Origin of the sequence: Asaia sp. HumB (assembly GCF_030263835.1) — a bacterium.
Lineage (GTDB): Bacteria > Pseudomonadota > Alphaproteobacteria > Acetobacterales > Acetobacteraceae > Asaia > Asaia bogorensis.
Window position 1 is genome coordinate 1,944,494 of record NZ_JARPML010000002.1, and the last position, 17,154, is coordinate 1,961,647.

At 60.6% G+C, this 17,154-nt stretch carries 18 protein-coding genes; 10 read left to right on the plus strand and 8 right to left on the minus strand.

What is annotated here, in order from left to right:
* Positions 1-54 precede the first annotated feature (54 nt).
* The 3 genes from P5689_RS09905 to P5689_RS09915 form a co-directional block, all read right to left on the minus strand.
* Positions 55-999, minus strand: a complete 945-nt coding sequence (locus P5689_RS09905) for a nucleoside hydrolase (protein WP_285533021.1) — start codon at positions 997-999, stop codon at positions 55-57.
* A gap of 4 nt (positions 1,000-1,003) precedes the next feature.
* Positions 1,004-1,267, minus strand: a complete 264-nt coding sequence (locus tag P5689_RS09910) for a DUF3297 family protein (RefSeq protein ID WP_023979699.1) — start codon at positions 1,265-1,267, stop codon at positions 1,004-1,006.
* Positions 1,268-1,444: 177 nt separating this feature from the next.
* Complete coding sequence (locus P5689_RS09915) at positions 1,445-2,941, minus strand: CoA-acylating methylmalonate-semialdehyde dehydrogenase (protein WP_285533022.1); 1,497 nt, start codon at positions 2,939-2,941, stop codon at positions 1,445-1,447.
* A gap of 690 nt (positions 2,942-3,631) precedes the next feature.
* Between P5689_RS09915 and P5689_RS09920 the strand changes: the two genes are divergently transcribed.
* From P5689_RS09920 to P5689_RS09930, 3 genes are all read left to right on the plus strand, one after another.
* A complete protein-coding gene (locus tag P5689_RS09920; RefSeq protein WP_285533023.1) occupies positions 3,632-4,783 on the plus strand; it encodes an alpha/beta fold hydrolase in 1,152 nt (383 codons plus the stop codon).
* 146 nt (positions 4,784-4,929) lie between these two features.
* Complete coding sequence (locus P5689_RS09925; RefSeq protein WP_285533024.1) at positions 4,930-5,310, plus strand: hypothetical protein; 381 nt, start codon at positions 4,930-4,932, stop codon at positions 5,308-5,310.
* An 8-nt stretch (positions 5,311-5,318) separates the two neighbouring features.
* Entirely contained in the window at positions 5,319-5,495 is a 177-nt protein-coding gene (locus P5689_RS09930) for a helix-turn-helix transcriptional regulator (protein ID WP_408868539.1), read from the plus strand.
* 60 nt (positions 5,496-5,555) lie between these two features.
* Here P5689_RS09930 and serB read toward each other — a convergent pair whose 3' ends face one another.
* Entirely contained in the window at positions 5,556-6,446 is an 891-nt protein-coding gene (serB, locus tag P5689_RS09935) for a phosphoserine phosphatase SerB (protein ID WP_285533026.1), read from the minus strand.
* A gap of 41 nt (positions 6,447-6,487) precedes the next feature.
* On the opposite strand from serB, the gene miaA reads away from it, so the two are divergent.
* From miaA to P5689_RS09960, 5 genes are all read left to right on the plus strand, one after another.
* Positions 6,488-7,486: a tRNA (adenosine(37)-N6)-dimethylallyltransferase MiaA gene (miaA, locus tag P5689_RS09940; protein ID WP_023979704.1), complete on the plus strand. Its 999-nt coding sequence runs from the start codon at positions 6,488-6,490 to the stop codon at positions 7,484-7,486.
* Positions 7,487-7,518: 32 nt separating this feature from the next.
* On the plus strand, positions 7,519-9,315 hold the full coding sequence (gene ilvB / locus P5689_RS09945; protein WP_285533027.1) for a biosynthetic-type acetolactate synthase large subunit: 1,797 nt from the start codon (positions 7,519-7,521) through the stop codon (positions 9,313-9,315).
* Positions 9,315-9,842, plus strand: coding sequence for an acetolactate synthase small subunit (gene ilvN / locus P5689_RS09950; protein ID WP_023979706.1), 528 nt, complete (start codon positions 9,315-9,317; stop codon positions 9,840-9,842). The genes ilvB and ilvN overlap by 1 nt, the downstream gene beginning before the upstream one ends.
* Positions 9,842-10,861, plus strand: coding sequence for a ketol-acid reductoisomerase (gene ilvC / locus P5689_RS09955; protein ID WP_023979707.1), 1,020 nt, complete (start codon positions 9,842-9,844; stop codon positions 10,859-10,861). Before ilvN ends, ilvC begins: the two co-directional genes overlap by 1 nt.
* A gap of 136 nt (positions 10,862-10,997) precedes the next feature.
* A complete protein-coding gene (locus tag P5689_RS09960) occupies positions 10,998-12,188 on the plus strand; it encodes a cation:proton antiporter (RefSeq protein ID WP_023979708.1) in 1,191 nt (396 codons plus the stop codon).
* Between the two features lie 46 nt (positions 12,189-12,234).
* Here the strand turns inward: P5689_RS09960 and P5689_RS09965 are convergent, their stop codons facing one another.
* Complete coding sequence (locus P5689_RS09965) at positions 12,235-12,777, minus strand: SIS domain-containing protein (protein WP_035440624.1); 543 nt, start codon at positions 12,775-12,777, stop codon at positions 12,235-12,237.
* Between the two features lie 138 nt (positions 12,778-12,915).
* Here P5689_RS09965 and P5689_RS09970 point away from each other — a divergent pair, with 138 nt between their 5' ends.
* Positions 12,916-13,131: a sugar-binding domain-containing protein gene (locus tag P5689_RS09970; protein ID WP_200863492.1), complete on the plus strand. Its 216-nt coding sequence runs from the start codon at positions 12,916-12,918 to the stop codon at positions 13,129-13,131.
* A 4-nt stretch (positions 13,132-13,135) separates the two neighbouring features.
* Here the strand turns inward: P5689_RS09970 and P5689_RS09975 are convergent, their stop codons facing one another.
* The 3 genes from P5689_RS09975 to P5689_RS09985 form a co-directional block, all read right to left on the minus strand.
* Entirely contained in the window at positions 13,136-13,582 is a 447-nt protein-coding gene (locus tag P5689_RS09975) for a DMT family transporter (protein WP_023979711.1), read from the minus strand.
* 179 nt (positions 13,583-13,761) lie between these two features.
* Positions 13,762-15,006: an aldose epimerase family protein gene (locus tag P5689_RS09980; protein ID WP_285533029.1), complete on the minus strand. Its 1,245-nt coding sequence runs from the start codon at positions 15,004-15,006 to the stop codon at positions 13,762-13,764.
* 244 nt (positions 15,007-15,250) lie between these two features.
* Entirely contained in the window at positions 15,251-16,021 is a 771-nt protein-coding gene (locus P5689_RS09985) for an SDR family NAD(P)-dependent oxidoreductase (protein ID WP_285533030.1), read from the minus strand.
* 164 nt (positions 16,022-16,185) lie between these two features.
* On the opposite strand from P5689_RS09985, the gene P5689_RS09990 reads away from it, so the two are divergent.
* Entirely contained in the window at positions 16,186-17,118 is a 933-nt protein-coding gene (locus P5689_RS09990; RefSeq protein ID WP_285533031.1) for a LysR family transcriptional regulator, read from the plus strand.
* Positions 17,119-17,154: the final 36 nt, after the last annotated feature.

The window sequence follows — 17,154 nt, forward strand, 5'->3', positions numbered from 1 at the left end:
ACCCCGGAGCGCAGGAGCGCTCCGGGGTTTTCTGATTGTTGGGGTGTCGTCCGTTCAGGGGAGACGCGACAGGCGCTCCGTCAGCACCTGATAGAATCCATCTGAATCCACATCCCGCATATACAGCGCATTGGCAGGGCGTCCCGTCACGCTCCAGTAATCGACAACAGTCTGACCGGATGAGAGCGCACTTTGTGTCTCGACCTCGACATTGACGAGGCGGCCCTGAAACAGATCGGGGCGCAGCAGCCACATGATCGTGCAGGGGTCATGCAACGGCGCGCCGGGCCAGCCATATTTTTCGAGATCGAAGCGCTCTGAAAAGCCGAGCATACCGCCCACACAGCGCCCGGCCTCATTGCCGATGGCGCGGATGCGCCCAAGTCGTGAAGGGGTTGTCAGCACCTGATGGGTAATATCGAGCGGGAGCATGACCACCGGCACACCAGAGCCCAGAACAATGGCTGCGGCTTCCGGGTCGACATAGGCATTGAATTCGGCATTGGGGGTGATGTTCCCCCCTTCAAAACAGGCGCCCAGCATGGACACGACGCGGTTGATGCGCGGTGCGATATCGGGAGCCTTCTGCAACGCTGTCGCCAGATTGGTCATCGGGCCCAGTGTCACGATGGTCAGGCTGCCTTCCGGCTCGCGACGCAGCGTTTCGATCAGGAAATCCACCGCATGGGGTGAGTCAGCCTGTTTTGTCGGTGCAGGCAGGTCTGCCCCATCAAGCCCGCTCTCGCCATGCACATGATCGGCCCGGACGGGAGGGCGCTTCATGGGCAGGTCGCATCCGCTATGCAGCGGAATATCGGCGCGGCCGGCCAGTTCGAGAATGGCGGCGGCATTGCGTGTGGTGTTGGCAATGCCGCTATTGCCGCCCACCGTCAGGATCGCCTCGACCGTAATGTCCTCCGGCGAGGCCAGCGCCAGAAGTATGGCAACGGCGTCGTCCTGTCCGGGGTCGGTATCGATGATGATCCGTGTGGGCGCCATGGGTTTACTCCTTGCCGGCTTCCTCGGCTTCGGGGCCCTTGATCCAGGCTTCCACCGTGCCGGAAACCTTGATGGTCATCGGGTTGCCCTTGCGGTCGAGCGTCTTGCCGACAGCCAGACGCACCCAGCCTTCGCTGATGCAGTATTCCTGCACGTTGGTACGTTCTTCGCCATTGAAGCGGATGCCGATTCCCTTTTCGAGCAGGGCCTCGTCATAGAACGGGCTGCCCGGTGTGGCGCTCAGACGGTCTGGCATGGTGTCGCTCATGGGAATTCCTCCGGTTTGGCGCGTGTTCCAGTTCTTGTCATGGGACATAGCCCGAGTTCCGGTTCGCGCAAAGCGCCGGAACACAAAACGGGCGCGGGGGTGTACACCCTCGCGCCCGTTTGCGGCTGTTTTAGGGCCTGAGGGTTTGTTGCCTCAGGCTGTTTTCAGGCGTTCGGCTCAGCCAAGCGTGGGCATGACGAAATCCGCACCCTGACGGATGCCTGTCGGCCAGCGTGAGGTGACAGCCTTGTACTTGGTGAAGAAGCGCACACCCTCGGCGCCATGCATATGGTGATCGCCAAACAGCGAAGCCTTCCAGCCGCCGAAGGAATGGAACGCCATGGGTACCGGGATGGGTACGTTCACGCCGACCATGCCGGCCTGCACGCGATGGGTGAAGGCACGGGCGCTATCGCCATCACGGGTGAAGATGGCGGTGCCATTGCCGAATTCATGGTCGTTGACCAGCTTCAGCGCGGTCTCGAAATCGGGCACGCGCACGACAGCCAGAACGGGGCCAAAGATTTCCTCGCGATAGAGGCGCATATCCGGTGTCACATGATCAAACAGCGACCCGCCAAGGAAGAAGCCATCCGGGTTCTGCGTCGATTTGAAATCGCGGCCATCGACCAGCAGCCTGGCACCTTCCTCAGCCCCGAGCGTGACGTAGGAAGCTACCTTGTCGCGATGGACTCTGGTGACCAGCGGGCCCATTTCGGTCGCGTCATCCGTGCCATTGCCGATTTTCAGCGCCTTGACCTTGGGGATCAGCTTGTCGACCAGCGCATCGGCCACAGGGCCAACGGCCACGGCCACGGAAATGGCCATGCAGCGTTCGCCTGCCGAGCCATAGGCCGCACCCATCAGGGCATCGACGGTCTTGTCGAGGTCGCAATCGGGCATGATGACGGCATGGTTCTTGGCACCGCCCAGAGCCTGAACGCGCTTGCCGTGGGCTACGCCGGTCTCGTGGATGTAGCGGGCGATGGGGGTGGAGCCCACAAAGCTGATCGCCTGCACATCCGGGTGCTTGAGCAGGGCATCCACGACGGTCTTGTCACCATGCACCACCTGGAACACGCCATCAGGCAGACCGGCCTCTTTCAGCAGATCGGCCAGAACGAGCGACGCGGAAGGGTCGCGCTCAGAAGGTTTGAGAATGAAGCAGTTACCGCAGGCGAGCGCCATCGGTGCCATCCAGAGCGGCACCATGACCGGAAAGTTGAAGGGCGTGATACCTGCCACGACCCCGAGTGGCTGGCGCATCGACCAGGCATCGATGCCGCGTCCCACCTGTTCGGTAAATTCACCCTTGAGCAGTTCAGGGGCGCCGGTGGCGAATTCCACCACTTCCATGCCGCGCGTCACTTCGCCCAGCGCGTCCGACAGGACCTTGCCATGCTCCGAGGTGATGACCGCCGCCAGATCGCGCGCATGCTTCTCGATCAGATCACGAAAGCGGAACAGCACACGGGCACGGGCCAGAGGGGTGGTTTGCGACCATGCGGGGAAGGCGGCTCTGGCGGCAGCAACGGCATCATCGACGTCGCGCGTGTCACCCAGAGCGAGCTGCGCCGTCACCTTGCCTGTGGCAGGGTTGAAAACCTCTCCGCGCTGGGCGCCGTGACCCTCGGTACGGGACCCGTTGATGTAATGCTGAATCAGACTGCTCATGAACGTCTTCCTCTTCCTTGCGGCCTTGTGACGCGCCCCTGATGGACCCGCACCCCTCATCCGCCTTATAGCATCGGCCCAGCCACGCGAATTTCAACTCCCGCGTGAGGCCGCTCTCCTGACCTGTATCGAAATTAATATTCTCTTTTTGTCGTTGGAAAAGAAAAATAATTCTATTTCCTGATGATCAGGGTCACGTTCCGGTGAGTGGCAGCCAGTGGCATGGCGGGGGTATTGCGGCGGTAAAGAGCCTGCTGCCGCCCCGATAGATGGGCTTGCTGCTGTTTCGCCCGTCTCGGGGGTCTGCGGGATGACACTGCGCCTCAATGGTCAGGAAGCGACGTGGGCTCGGATCAGCTTTGCGGCTCTCTTTCGGAACACCTGCTGCCGGACCGTGCCTGGGTCAGTCCTGTAAAATGTCCGTCCGCTCATCGGGCATCGGCCGCCTCTGGTTGCATCGAACCAGCAGGAGCGACCATGAAGTCGCCCTGATTCCCCGTCATGGGAACGTCCCGGGGTGCCGAACCAGCCTGTGAGCACTGCGTTTGCCCTATGCGGTTCCCTGACCCTGCCCCGAATGGTCCCCATCACATGCGGGGCGTTTTTGGCTCGCTGGGCTGTCAGGGCTTGCCCCCGCGCGACACTCCTGAGACTTTCCATCCCTCGTTACCCCTAGATCGAAGAGGTCTGATGCGTTCTGTCCTTGCCATGATGGCTGTTTCCGCCCTGACCCTGACCGCCTGCGCGATGGATGCCGATGAGGATGCCGAATCGCGCTATGCCCCCGTCGCTGCCGGGCAGGCCATCAAGCTCGAACAGAAAAATGCGCCCATTCCCGGCACGGCTTATCGTATGGCCTATCGCAGCACCGATGCGCATAACCCGACGCATCTGGTGGCGGTTTCGGCTGAGGTCATGGTCCCGCGCGGCACACCGCCCGCAGGTGGCTGGCCTGTCGTGGCCTGGGCGCACGGCACAAGCGGGATCGGCCTTACCTGTGCGCCTTCCATCATGGGGATTGGCGGCCCGCAGGCAAGCTTTTACGGAAGCTGGCTGCGCCGGGGCTATGCCGTTGTCGCCACCGATTATCCGGGTCTGGGCGAGCCAGGGGCAGCGCTTTACCTGAATGCCAAATCGGAAGGCATGGCTGTGCTGGACTCGGTTCGTGCAGCGCGTCGCCGCTTCTCTGCGCTGAGCGGCCATGTCGTCTTGCTGGGGCATGATCAGGGTGCGCAGGCTGTGCTTGCAGCCTCGGCGCTGGCAAAATCCTATGCACCGAGCCTGCAGATCAAGGGTACGATCGCGCTCGGCGCACCGTATTTCGATGGCGATTCAGGCCATATCCTGACCCAGGCTCATGGGGCCCGTCGCTTTGCCCCCGGCGTGGTTTATGGCTTGCTGCTTGGGGCGTCGCTTGGGGCTGCGGATCCCTCTTTCGACCCATCCAGCGCCTTCAAGCCCCGTGCCCTGCCGCTGTATCGCAAGGCCAGCGAACTCTGCCGTGGCGATTTCTTCGGGGCTGTCGAACATGCGGGCCTGACGCCTGACAACACTTTCCAGCCAGATGCCGAAAACGCGCTGGCTCCGGCACTGCAATGGGCGCGTTATCCTTCGCTCAAGCTGTCTTCACCCGTCATGCTGGGGATTGCCACCAGTGATACGCAGGTGCCCCCCGCCCAGCAGGAGAAGCTGAAGCAGGCGCTATGCTCCGCCGGCACAGTTGTAAGCGTGCATCACTATCGTGTGGAACATTCACCGCTCCTGAACGCGGCTGAGAGTGAAGCACAGGCTTTTGCCGATCGCAGCCTGCAAGGCGATGCGATTTCATCCGATTGTCAGTGAGACAGGGGCTTCCGAGGCGCCGTCTTGATTTACCCAAAGAGCAGGTATCCGTCGAAGTCCGGGTTTTTTGACAGGCTGTCCGTGTAAAGCTTGCTTTCCACTCCAAAACGAGGGATATGGAAAGTGTACTTTACATGGAGAAACGCATGTTCAGGCCCAGACAGTACGGGATCGAGCTCGGCGCGGCATTGTTGCTGTATCTTTTCCTGCTCCTTACATCAGGTGCGTTGGAGCATCAGCTTCACCCTACAGGGACGCTTCTTTTCGCTCTGAGCATGGCGCCCATGCTTGGAGCCGTGGCCGTTGCCTGGGTTATCATGCGAGCACTACGGCGCATGGATGAACTTCAGCGTCGCGTTCAGTTCGACGCCATAGCGACGGCTTTTCTAGGCACGGCCCTGATCACCATAGGATGGGGCTTCGCTGAAAACGCTGGCGCGCCCCATATTCGCGCCTTCGCCATCTGGCCGCTTATGGCGCTTCTGTGGTTCGCAGGCATGGTCGTTGCATGCCGGAGATACCGGTGAAAAACCGCATGCGCGATCTGCGTTTGGCTCAGGGCCTCAGCCAGAATGCGCTGGCCGAGGCGCTTGGCGTCTCGCGGCAGACCATCAATGCGATTGAGAACGAGCGTTACGACCCGAGCCTGCCTCTGGCGTTCGCCATCGCGAAAATCTTCAGTCTGAGCATCGAAGCGATTTTCACCCCATAGGCAGAAGGGGATGAAAGGGGCGAGCCCTTTCCGGGGGATGGGGCAGCGCCCCATGAATTCTTACTCCACGAAAACACTCGCCGGATAACCCTGAGCGAACAGATGGGCACGCAGGGTTGAGTGATTGACCTGCATGTCGATCATCTGGCGCACTTTTGGCTTGCCCTTATAGGCGATGCCCAGACCGGCGACGGCGAGCATGGGCAGGTCGTTGGTGCCATCGCCTGTCGTCAGGGCTGCCGAAGCCTTTACGCCGCGCTCTTCGAGGAGGCGGGTCAGATGCTCTTCCTTGCTGTTCGGCCCCAGCACGGGGGCAGCGAGCTTGCCTGTAAACACGCCATCCACGATGTCGAATTCATTGCCGTAATGCTCGTCAAAGCCACAGGCCTCTGCCACGCGGCTGGTGAAATAGGTGAAGCCACCCGAGACAAGCGCTGTGCGGGCGTTATGGGCGTGCATGGTCTGTACAAGCGTACGGGCACCCGTATTGAGCTTTGAATTTTGCCAGACTTCTTCGAGGCAGGCGGCGGATTTGCCTTCCAGAAGTGCGACACGTGTCCGCAGGGACTCCTCGAAATCCAGTTTGCCGTTCATGGTGTCGAGGGTGAGCTGGGCGACAGCGTCACCCACGCCCAGCAGGGCTGCGACCTCATCGAGGGTTTCACCGTCGAGGATGGTGCTGTCCATATCAGCCACGAGCACAGCCTTGCGACGGCCGCGTGTCTTGACCAGCAGGGCATCCACCTTATGACGGGCCAGTGTTGCGCGGATGGTCGCGATGGTTGGTGCGCCCGGTGCCGGGGTAGGGCAGGGGATTTCGACGGCTTCGCCCGGCGAAAGCACGATGGGGTTCTTGCCCTTGACCATGTTCCGCGCAATGTCGATGGCATCTTTGGACAGGGTGCCCTGTGCAGGGTCGGCAACGAGAACGAGAACGTAAGGTAAGGTCATCTTGGCCCATCTGGTAGAAACGCTTGGGACAGCAAGACAGAATGGCTGACGCGTCGATTGCCCTGGCCCCGGTGGCCCTTATTGTGGCGGGACCGACCTGTTCCGGCAAGTCGGCGCTGGCGCTTGGGCTGGCGGAGCGCTTTGGAGGCACCGTCATCAATGCCGATTCCATGCAGGTCTATGAGGATCTGCATGTGCTGACCGCCCGCCCCGATGAACAGGACGAAGCGCGTGCGCCGCATCGTCTCTACGGCGTACTGGATGCGGCACGACCGGGCAGTGTGGCGTGGTGGCGCGAGGCCGCACTGGCGGAAATGCAGGCGGCACGGGCGCAGGGCCGGCTGCCAATCCTGTGTGGCGGCACAGGCATGTATCTGCGGGCCTTGCTTGATGGTCTGGTCGAGGTGCCCGAACCCGGCGATGCCGCACGCAACTGGGCGCGTGCCCTTGTGGAGCAAGAGGGGAGCGAGGCCGCTCATGCCCTGCTGATGCAGGATGATCCTGCTACAGCCCAGACGCTGAGGCCAGGCGATGGGCAGCGTGTGGCCCGTGCGCTGGAGGTGTTGCGTGGCACAGGGCACGGGCTTTCGTACTGGCGCAACCAGCCCGGCCTGCCGCCCGCCCCGTTTCGCTTTGTCTCCGTAAGGCTTCATCCACCCCGTGAGGCGCTGCGTGCAGCGATTGCGGAACGGTTCTCACGCATGATGGAACGGGGGGCGATGGAGGAAGTGCAACGCCTTGTGGCACGGGGGCTTTCGCCCGCTCTACCCGCCATGCGGGCGCATGGTGTGCCGGAGCTGAGCGCCGTTGTTGCCGGAACCCTGGGGCTGGAGGAAGCGATATCCCGTGCAGTGATCGCCACGGGGCAGTACACGCGACGTCAGGCCACGTGGTTCAATCACCATGCGCTGGGCGCAGAGCAGGATTGCATGATTTCCTTGCAAAGATATGACGAGAGTACGCAATTTTCGGAAAGAGAATTCGAAAAAATAGCAACTTTCATACAATCGACCATTGACGAATCCTCAATCCCGTCATAAACCCGCCCGCTCAATGAAAGGGGTGCGCTCACATGAACGCGTCAACACAGCAGACCGGAAAAACTTCGACAGCGCCGCTCAATGGTGCCGAGGTGCTCCTGCGCGTGCTTGTGGAGCAGGGCGTCGAGGTCATTTTCGGCTATCCCGGCGGCGCGGTGCTGCCCATCTATGATGCACTGTTCAAGCAGGATCATATCCGCCACGTTCTGGTGCGCCATGAGCAGGCCGCCGTTCATGCGGCTGAAGCCTATGCGCGCTCGACCGGCAAGGTCGGCGTTGTGCTGGTCACCAGCGGCCCTGGTGCCACCAATGCCGTGACGGGTCTGGTCGATGCGCTGATGGATTCCATCCCGCTGATCTGCCTGAGCGGCCAGGTGCCCACAGCGCTGATCGGCAATGACGCGTTTCAGGAAGCCGATACGACCGGCATCACGCGTCCGGCCACCAAGCACAATTATCTGGTACGTCGTGGTCAGGATCTGGCACCGATCGTGCGCGAGGCGTTCGAGGTGGCGGCCGGTGGCCGCCCCGGCCCTGTGCTGATTGACCTGCCCAAGGATATCTCGGTCGGCAATGCGCCTCTGCCGGCCCCGGGCGAGGGCCGTCTGCATCGCCCCTATCGTCCGAATCTCGATGCTGACGGCGAGGCAATCCGCCAGACCATCGCTGCCATGAAGCGCGCCAAGCGTCCGCTTCTTTATACGGGTGGCGGCGTGATCAATGCGGGCCCCAAGGCGTCGGAAGGTCTGCGCGAGCTTGCCCGTCGCACCAACTTCCCGGTCACGTCCACATTGATGGGTCTGGGCGCCTTCCCGACGACAGACCGTCAGTTTCTGGGCATGCTGGGTATGCACGGCAGCTACGAGGCCAATCTGGCTACACATGGCTGCGACCTGCTGATCGCGCTCGGCTCGCGCTTCGATGACCGTGTGACGGGGCGCGTCGATGCGTTCTCGCCCAATTCGTTCAAAGTTCACGCCGATATCGATCCCTCGCAGATCAACAAGATCATTCGCGTGGATGTGCCGCTGGTTGGCGATGTCGGACGCACCATCGAGGCGCTGCTGGCGGCCTGGGATGGCGAAGGGCAGGATCTGAGCCCCTGGTGGGCGCAGATCGAGGGCTGGCGCGCGCTGGACTCCTTCGGTTTCGTTCAGGATCAGGCTCCGAGCGCCATCATCCGCCCGCAATATGCCATTCGCCGCCTTTATGAAGCCACGCAGGCGCTTGGGCGCGATACATTCGTGAGCACGGAAGTCGGCCAGCATCAGATGTGGGCGGCGCAGCATTTCCAGTTCGACAAGCCTAATCGCTGGCTGACCTCTGGCGGCCTTGGCACGATGGGTTATGGCCTGCCTGCCGCTGTGGGTGCGCAGGTGGCGCATCCCGATGCGCTGGTGATCGATATTGCCGGTGAGGCCTCGACGCTCATGAATATTCAGGAGCTCGGCACCATGGCGCAGTATCGCCTGCCGGTGAAGCTGTTCATCCTGAACAACCGCTATATGGGCATGGTGCGCCAGTGGCAGGAATTGCTGCATGGCTCGCGCTATTCGCAATCCTACAGCGAGGCGCTGCCCGACTTCATTCGTCTGGCCGAAGCCTTCCACGGCAAGGGGCTGCGCGCCACCTGCGTGGGCGAGCTGGATGGCGTGATTGACGAGATGCTGCGCCATGACGGCCCGGTGGTGGCAGATATCTGTGTGGCGCAGGACGAAAACTGCTTCCCGATGATCCCGTCGGGCGCCCCGCATAACGAGATGCTGCTTGGCCCCGATCAGGAAGCCAATGCGGCCCGGATTACTCAAGAAGGCATGATGCTGGTCTGATGGCACAGGATATCCAGAGAGCCGTCATTGCGGTTCTGATCGAAAACGAGAGCGGCGCCCTGGCCCGCGTCGTCGGTCTGTTCTCCGGGCGAGGCTACAATATCGAAAGCCTGACCGTTTCTGCCATCGATGCCACGCGCAACCTCTCGCGTATCACCATTGTGACCTCGGGCACCGAAATGGTGATTGCCCAGATCAAGGCGCAGCTTGCGCGCCTGATCCCGGTGCATGGTGTGCGTGACCTGACCGAGAGCGGGCCGCATGTGGCCCGTGAGCTGGCGCTGATCAAGGTTGTCAGCAAGGGCGAGATGCGTACCGAGGGCATGCGTATTGCCCAGGCATTTCGCGCTCATGCTGTCGATACGACGGCAGGGTCTTTTGTTTTTGAACTGACGGGAAGCGCCGAGAAGATCGATGCTTTCGTCGAATTGATGCAACCGCTTGGTCTTGCGGAAGTGTCCCGGACCGGAATCGCCGCTATAGGCCGTGGTACCGAAGTCTTTCAATCCATCGAGGAGTCTTTCTGATGCGCGTCTATTATGATCGTGACTGTGATCTGGGCCTGATCAAAGGCAAGAAGGTTGCCATCATCGGTTACGGCAGCCAGGGCCATGCCCATGCCAACAACCTGAAGGACAGCGGCGTGACCGATATGGTCATCGGCCTGCGTCCCGAATCATCGGCTGTTGCCAAGGCCGAAGGCGCTGGCTTCAAGGTCATGACCCCTGCCGACGCTGCGGCCTGGGCCGATGTCGTGATGGTTCTGACGCCTGACGAAGGCCAGGGCGCACTCTACAAGGAGTCGCTCGAAAAGAACCTGAAGCACGGCGCAGCGCTCGTTTTTGCGCATGGTCTGTCGATCCATTTCCGCATCATCGAAGCCCGTCCCGATCTGGACGTGTTCCTCGTGGCACCGAAGGGCCCCGGCCACACGGTTCGCTCCGAGTACCAGAAGGGTGGCGGCGTGCCGTCGCTCGTGGCTGTTGCCCAGAACGCAACGGGTCAGGCGCTTGAAATCGCCCTGTCCTACGCTTCGGCCAATGGTGGCGGTCGCGCCGGAATCATCGAGACCAGCTTCAAGGAGGAGGTCGAAACCGATCTGTTCGGTGAGCAGGCCGTGCTTTGCGGTGGTCTGGTCGAGCTGATCCGCGCCGGTTTCGAAACGCTGGTCGAGGGCGGCTACGCTCCCGAAATGGCCTATTTCGAGTGCCTGCATGAAATGAAGCTGATCGTGGATCTGATCTACGAAGGCGGCATTGCCAACATGAACTACTCGATCTCGAACACGGCCGAGTACGGTGAATATGTCACCGGCCCGCGCATCGTGACGGCTGAAACCAAAGCCGAGATGAAGCGCGTTCTGACCGACATCCAGGACGGCACCTTCGTGCGCAACTTCATTCTGGAAAACCAGTCCGGCGGCGTCGGCTTCAAGGCCATCCGCGCTCGCAACGATGTTCACCAGATCGAAAAGACCGGCGAAAAGCTGCGTGGCATGATGCCCTGGATTGCCAAGGGCAAGCTGGTCGACAAGGCCAAGAACTGATCTTCTGTCCCTTTCGGGATCGGAAATGGAAAAGCGGGGGCTTCGGTCCCCGCTTTTTTTATGCTTGGCGATGACGGGGTTTCTTCTAGAAGATCTGGTAGGCTGCCAGTGAAAATACCAGTGCGAGGATAAACCAGTGCCAAGAACACCCACCGAAATCTTTCTGATTGCGATGCTGGTGATCTATGCGCTGCCCTATCTCGTCTGGCGCCTGCTGCGTACCGATTTCTGGGCCCCTCTCGTGGTGGTGCAGATTATCGGCGGTATTCTGCTTGGCCCCGGCGTGCTGGGGGCGTTCTGCCCCGATTACTACAAGACCGTTTTTACGCCCGGCACGATCACGGCCCTGAACGGCATTGCCTGGTGGGCGGTCATGATGTTCGTCTGGGTTGCGGGTATCGAGCTGGATATCCGCGAAGCATGGCGTCGTCGCGGCGAAACCGGGCTGACGGCAGGGCTTGCGCTGGCTGTCCCTCTAGTAACGGGCAGTCTGGCAGCGCTGTTGATGCTTCATTATCCGGGGTGGAGGGGGGCAGCAGGGGCGAGCTGGCAGGTCGTTCTTGGTATCGGTATTGCCTGTGCCGTGACGGCTTTGCCGATCCTTGTTCTGTTTCTCGAAAAACTCTCCATCCTGCGGACGCCGTTCGGGCAGCGTATCCTGCGTTATGCCAGTCTGGACGATGTGGCCATCTGGGGCGTTCTGGCAGTCATTCTGCTCGACTGGGAGCGTATGGGGCGCCAGCTGGGCTTTCTGGTCCTTTTCGGTCTGGCCACCCTGGCGTTTCGCACGCTCATGGCCCGCGTTGCAGAGCAGGACCGCTGGTATCTTGGCCTCGTCTGGCTTGCAGGATGCGGTTTTGCGGCTGATTGGGCCGGGCTCCATTTCATGGTGGGTGCCTTCCTTTCGGGCGCGGTGTTTGATGCTGCCTGGTTCAGGCAGGAAGACATGGACCGTTTCCGGCATTTTGTGCTTTTGACAATCATGCCGGTTTTCTTCCTGTCGACCGGTTTGCGCACCGAATGGACCATAGGTGGTGGGGCTGTCTTTGCCGCTGCCGCCTTGCTGTTATGCGCCTCGGTGGGTGGCAAGCTGATCGGTGTGCAGATTGCGGGCAGAGTGCTCGGCTGGCCCAAAGGCGAGGCGACCACGCTTGGCTGGCTGCTTCAGACAAAAGCCCTGATCATGATTATTTTTGCCAATGTGCTTCTGGACCGGCATATCATCACAAACAGTACCTTCACGGCACTGCTCCTCATGGCGCTTGGCAGCACAATGCTGACCATCCCGATGGTTTCGTCTCGACTGAAACGGTTGCAACTGAGCTGATTGTCTCCAGTCGGTCAGTTTATCTCCAAGAACATACTCGGCGGCATTACTGCAGATTTGTATGCCGTCCCTGCATGGCGTCGAAGGCGATGAAGTGTTCTGCGACGATTGCGGCGATGAGGGCGTCGAAAGCGAGTAGGGCGCCTTGTTCGAATAGACTGCCTGCAAATTGTGCTGAGCCCTGAGCCGGGATGATCAGGGTGTGATCGGCCATGCACGCCAGCGGGCTTTCGGTCTCACGTGTGATCACCAGGATGGAAGCGCCAAGCTGTTGGGCGATGCGTGCAAAATGCAGCGATACTGGTGTCGTGCCAGAGCCGGAAAAGACGACAAGGCTATCGTCGCCACGTATGGCTGGCGCTTTAACCTCACCCACAGCATGAGCCTGCAAGCCGAGATGCATGCAGCGCATCGCTGCCATTTGAGCGATGAGCCCGGAGCGGCCCTGCCCAGTGAAGAAAAGTCGTCCCGTTCGGCGCATCAGGGCCGCGCTGAAATTTTTCAGTTCCTGCCCTGACAGTGTTTCCAGCAGCTTGGCCGTTTCGTCACGCACAAAGGCTACGGCGCGTTCGGTGGAAGGGGGTGCCATATCATGATCCCTACAGCGAAATGTGATGAAAGGGGCGAGCCCCTTTCCGGGGAGCGGGGCAGAGCCCCGCCCGTCTCACAAATAAACGACAGGCTTGAGCGATGTTGGGTCGAAGGTCGCTTCGAGCGCGTCCTGTACATGGTCGAGATCGAATCTCGCCGTGACGAGGGCATTCAGACTTCCCTCGCCGAGCGGACCCTCTTCATTACATTCTCCGTGTTGCGCGCGATCCCCCATGTGATTGCGGTTGCGGGCGGCCCGGATAAGCATCACGCCATTTTGGCGGCCTTGCGCAGCGGTATCGTCACGTCACTGGTGACAGATCGCGACACCGCAGCGTTTTTGCTCGGTTAAGAGTTTAAAACCGTGCGATCAGCGCGACCCCTGCGATCATCAGCGCCGCGCCGGTGATGCGATAGGGGTTGAGGCTGTGCACTTCCATGCGCAGAAGTCCGAAATGATCGATCAGCAGGCTGGTCACGAGATTGGCGGTGATGGTCAGTCCATTGACCGGCCCGGCACCCAGTTTCTGGATAAGAAGAAGCCCCGCGAACACGGCCACGGCCCCCGTGATGCCGCCAAGCGGCGCCCACCAGGGCATACCGGTCAGATCACCCGCGCTGGGCAGCGGGCGCGGCATGCAGGCAAACAGACCGATGGCCAGAAACAGCACGAGCAGAAACGAAACCGAGGTCGCGAGCCACGGATTGACGAGGGATTTCGCCAATGCCCCGTTCATGGTGGCACCCAGCGCCTGAAGCGCCCCGGCAATGAGGATTAAGGGGAGAGCCCAGGCAGCGTTCATGACAACCTCTCAACTGAGAAGGCGACGCCATCGGGCAAAAGCTCATGCCGTCTGCGTGGCCGGTGGTTCATAGCGCCTGCCAAACCAGGCGCTACGTCCAGGGCTCAACGCGGCATCACAGGATTTGCTTCCTGCTCATTTCCTGAAATCAAGCGGACCTTCGTGCGTTTCAACGGTAGTCACTTCCCGTCACTTTCATGCAGCCCGAAGCGGAAGACCGTACGGCTCTGAAAAACCTGCCCCGGGTTCAGCCGTGTTGAGGGGAAATTCGGCTGATTGGGACTATCGGGAAAATGCTGGGTTTCAAAGGTGACAGCGTCACTCTGGCGAAAGATATGGCCGTTTCCTGAGTCCGAGCCGTCAAGAAAATTGGAGGTATAGACCTGCACCCCCGGTTCGGTGCTCAGGCACTCCATGCTGCGACCGCTTTTCGGGTCCCAGAGCGTGGCGACGTGTCTGAGGCCGTCTGGTGATGAAGAGTCATCAACCACCCAGTTATGGTCATAGCCATGCGCCATGAGCAGCTGTGCATTGGCGAGGCGTATGTCGCGCCCGATTGGCTTTGCTGTGGTGAAATCGAAAGGTGTTCCGACGACGGAAGCAATTTCGCCCGTCGGGATGAGGGTCGAATCTGTCGGGGTATAATGATGCGCCTCGATCTGCAGCATCTGGCCGAAAATACCGTCCTGCGATCCCGCCCCGGCGAGGTTAAAGTAGGAGTGATTGGTTAGATTGAGCACGGTAGGCCTGGATGTGGTCGCTTTGTATTCGATACCCAGTGCGCCCTGATCGTCGAGCGTATAGGTGACCGTCGCATTCAACGCACCGGGATAACCCTGATCACCGTCCGGGCTGATCAGGGAGAGGGCAACGCCTACCTTATTGCCAGAGCGGGCGATCTCATGGGCTTTCCAGATACGCCGGTCGAACCCGTCCTTGCCGCCATGCAGTGAGTTCGGGCCATTATTGACCGGCACTGCGTAATCATGGCCATCGAGTGAGAAGTGTCCTTTCGCGATGCGATTGGCATACCGTCCGATTGTCGCGCCGAAGAACACCCCATTGGCCCGGCTTTTGGCCTCATACTCGGCGAGAGACGCATAGCCGAGCACCACGTTGTCGCGTTTGCCCTGACGATCAGGGGCCATGATGCGTAAGATAACTCCACCATAAGTCATGATGGTCACTTCCACGCCGTTAGGGGCGCTCAAGGTATAGGCTTCGACCTTTTGCCCGGCCTGCGTCGTGCCAAATGGTGATGCGCTCATGGTTGCGGCGTGGGCAGGAGCCAGCGAGAGGGCAGCGGCAAGACTGCCTGAGGCAACAGCCATGATCGGCCGCGCCGATCGCCGGGTGCGCGATGTTCCGGGCACCTCATCGCGGTTCGAGGTATCGCTCTTGTCGGTCGGCGTCTTGTTTGTCACTGGACTGCACATGGTGAAACCTCGCTGACGCCACTGCATGGTCCGGCTGCCCGTTGGCTTGTATCGGGGCTGGGGGAGATCTCCGGATACCGAGTGTGACGTCACATGAAACGTTACAGTCACAACATATTCATGTTATGTGGGCGCGTCCAATACACGTTCCGCTATCGCTTCATATATGTTTCTATCCTGATATCGCCTTGTTCTGTCCCCATGGGCGCGTGATCCCTCGAGCCGGAAAGCCTCACCAGGGAACATTACAGCCTCTGAAATCGCGATAGATGAGCCCGCTAGCGGCTTGATGGGCAATCAGGACATCCGCCACACCGGGAATGCTCTCCCCAATCGAGAAACGTGCATCCGGTCCACCCAGTAACGTACGCACCCAGCCCGGAGCAATGAGCGCGAGCGGGCGTGACCGGCCGATCCGCGCGTCGTAGCAGCGCATGAACTGGTTCAGTGCCGCCTTGCTGCCCCGATAGAGCTCACGTTGCCCGGCGTTGTTATTGCTGACGCTGCCCTGTCCTGAAGACATCACTCCGATCAGTCCCTGCGGGGTCACGAGAGACTCCAGTGTCTCGATCACGCGCATGGGGGCGAGGGCATTGGTCATCATGAGTTGCATGAAATCCGAGCTGCTTACCTGACCGATGGGCTGATCGGGCTGGGCATTTGTCGTCCCTGCATTGACGAATAGCATGTCGAAGGGGGGTATCTTAAGAGGTGTTGCCAGATGATCCGGGCTTTCGGACAGAGCAGAGGTCAACGGGTCACTCAGACGAGACCGAAGGGCTTCGATCATGGGCGCCTCGGTCATGTCGAGCTTTTCGATATGCAGCCAAGGCGCGAAGCGTTCGACCAACTGACGAAGGTTAACGCCCGGATTTCCACGTATCGTCGCGGTAACTTCCCAGCCTCGCATCAGGAATTCTTCTGCAAGGGCCAGACCTAGACCGCGCGAGGCGCCGATCAGAAGCAGATGAGGGGGGCGGACGGGAGAGTTGAGGTCGCTCATGCCGGAGATTCCTTGCACGGTTTCGAGACCGGCCAGAAATGGGGTGACCCTAGCAATTGCGCCAGACGCATCGCATGCAACTTAACAGTGCACCAAACGCCTCTTCAGCAAGGTTAGATATGTTGGACCGCCGCGGACCCGACATCCGGAAAGACCACCAGGTGATGAAAATAGATCTCAATCTTCTGATTGCGCTTGATGCCCTCCTGTCAGAGCGCAGCGTCGTGAAGGCGGCAGGGTGCCTGGGCCTCAGTCCTTCAGCAATGAGTCGCACGCTCATGCGGCTGCGCGAGAGCACAGGCGACCCTCTTCTGGTGCGCGGTGGCCGGGGGCTTGTGCCAACGCCGCACGCACTTGCACTGGGTGAGTCCGTGCGGGAGGTGGCGATGCAGGCACAGGCCCTTCTTTCGCCTGTGCAGACGAGTTTTGCCCCTCGGATGCTGAAGCGGCAGTTCACGCTGCGGACAAATGAAGGCTTCATCGAGGCCTGCGCAACGCGGCTGGTGCAGGTGTTCCTCTCAGAGGCACCGGGGGTAAGTCTCGTCTTTCTGCCAAGGCGCAGCAAGGAAGCGACATCCATGCGGGAAGGGACGGTGGATCTGGAGGTTGGCGTCATCGGTCCCGGTGATTTCGGACCCGAGATGCGCATGATGACCTTGTTCCATGACCGGTTTTATGGGGTGGCAGCGCGTACCCACTCTATTTTCGATGGCCCTGTGACGGCGGGGCGCTATGCACAATGCCATCATGTTGTCGCCTCGCGCCACGGAGGCACAGCGGGGCCCGTTGATCGGGCATTGGCACAGCAGGGCCTGACCCGCACGGTGAAAGTGGTGGTGCCCGCCTTCGATGATGCCCTGCGTCTGGCCTCTGCCACCAATCTGGTGGCGCTTGTCCCAGGATCATCCATCCGGGCTGATCAGAGCTTGCGTGTTTTCGACCTGCCATTTGAGACGCCAGCCATTACCATCTCTGCACTCTGGCACCCGAGACTTTCCGCCGATCCGGCGCATCGCTGGTTCAGGGAAAGACTGATCGCTTTATGCCGGGAACAACTACCCCTTATCCCTCAGGGCATGATGCCTGAGGGGGTATGAGTTTCAGGCCCGACCGGGAGGGCGGAAAGACCGGAT

What these genes read in the sequence shown, in the direction of transcription:
- P5689_RS09905 (WP_285533021.1), bottom strand. Translation starts at nt 999, where the DNA reads ATGGCGCCCACACGGATCATCATCGATACCGACCCCGGACAGGACGAC.
- P5689_RS09910 (WP_023979699.1), bottom strand. Translation starts at nt 1,267, where the DNA reads ATGAGCGACACCATGCCAGACCGTCTGAGCGCCACACCGGGCAGCCCG.
- P5689_RS09915 (WP_285533022.1), bottom strand. Translation starts at nt 2,941, where the DNA reads ATGAGCAGTCTGATTCAGCATTACATCAACGGGTCCCGTACCGAGGGT.
- P5689_RS09920 (WP_285533023.1), top strand. Translation starts at nt 3,632, where the DNA reads ATGCGTTCTGTCCTTGCCATGATGGCTGTTTCCGCCCTGACCCTGACC.
- P5689_RS09925 (WP_285533024.1), top strand. Translation starts at nt 4,930, where the DNA reads ATGTTCAGGCCCAGACAGTACGGGATCGAGCTCGGCGCGGCATTGTTG.
- P5689_RS09930 (WP_408868539.1), top strand. Translation starts at nt 5,319, where the DNA reads ATGCGCGATCTGCGTTTGGCTCAGGGCCTCAGCCAGAATGCGCTGGCC.
- serB (WP_285533026.1), bottom strand. Translation starts at nt 6,446, where the DNA reads ATGACCTTACCTTACGTTCTCGTTCTCGTTGCCGACCCTGCACAGGGC.
- miaA (WP_023979704.1), top strand. Translation starts at nt 6,488, where the DNA reads ATGGCTGACGCGTCGATTGCCCTGGCCCCGGTGGCCCTTATTGTGGCG.
- ilvB (WP_285533027.1), top strand. Translation starts at nt 7,519, where the DNA reads ATGAACGCGTCAACACAGCAGACCGGAAAAACTTCGACAGCGCCGCTC.
- ilvN (WP_023979706.1), top strand. Translation starts at nt 9,315, where the DNA reads ATGGCACAGGATATCCAGAGAGCCGTCATTGCGGTTCTGATCGAAAAC.
- ilvC (WP_023979707.1), top strand. Translation starts at nt 9,842, where the DNA reads ATGCGCGTCTATTATGATCGTGACTGTGATCTGGGCCTGATCAAAGGC.
- P5689_RS09965 (WP_035440624.1), bottom strand. Translation starts at nt 12,777, where the DNA reads ATGGCACCCCCTTCCACCGAACGCGCCGTAGCCTTTGTGCGTGACGAA.
- P5689_RS09970 (WP_200863492.1), top strand. Translation starts at nt 12,916, where the DNA reads ATGGTCGAGATCGAATCTCGCCGTGACGAGGGCATTCAGACTTCCCTC.
- P5689_RS09975 (WP_023979711.1), bottom strand. Translation starts at nt 13,582, where the DNA reads ATGAACGCTGCCTGGGCTCTCCCCTTAATCCTCATTGCCGGGGCGCTT.
- P5689_RS09985 (WP_285533030.1), bottom strand. Translation starts at nt 16,021, where the DNA reads ATGAGCGACCTCAACTCTCCCGTCCGCCCCCCTCATCTGCTTCTGATC.
- P5689_RS09990 (WP_285533031.1), top strand. Translation starts at nt 16,186, where the DNA reads ATGAAAATAGATCTCAATCTTCTGATTGCGCTTGATGCCCTCCTGTCA.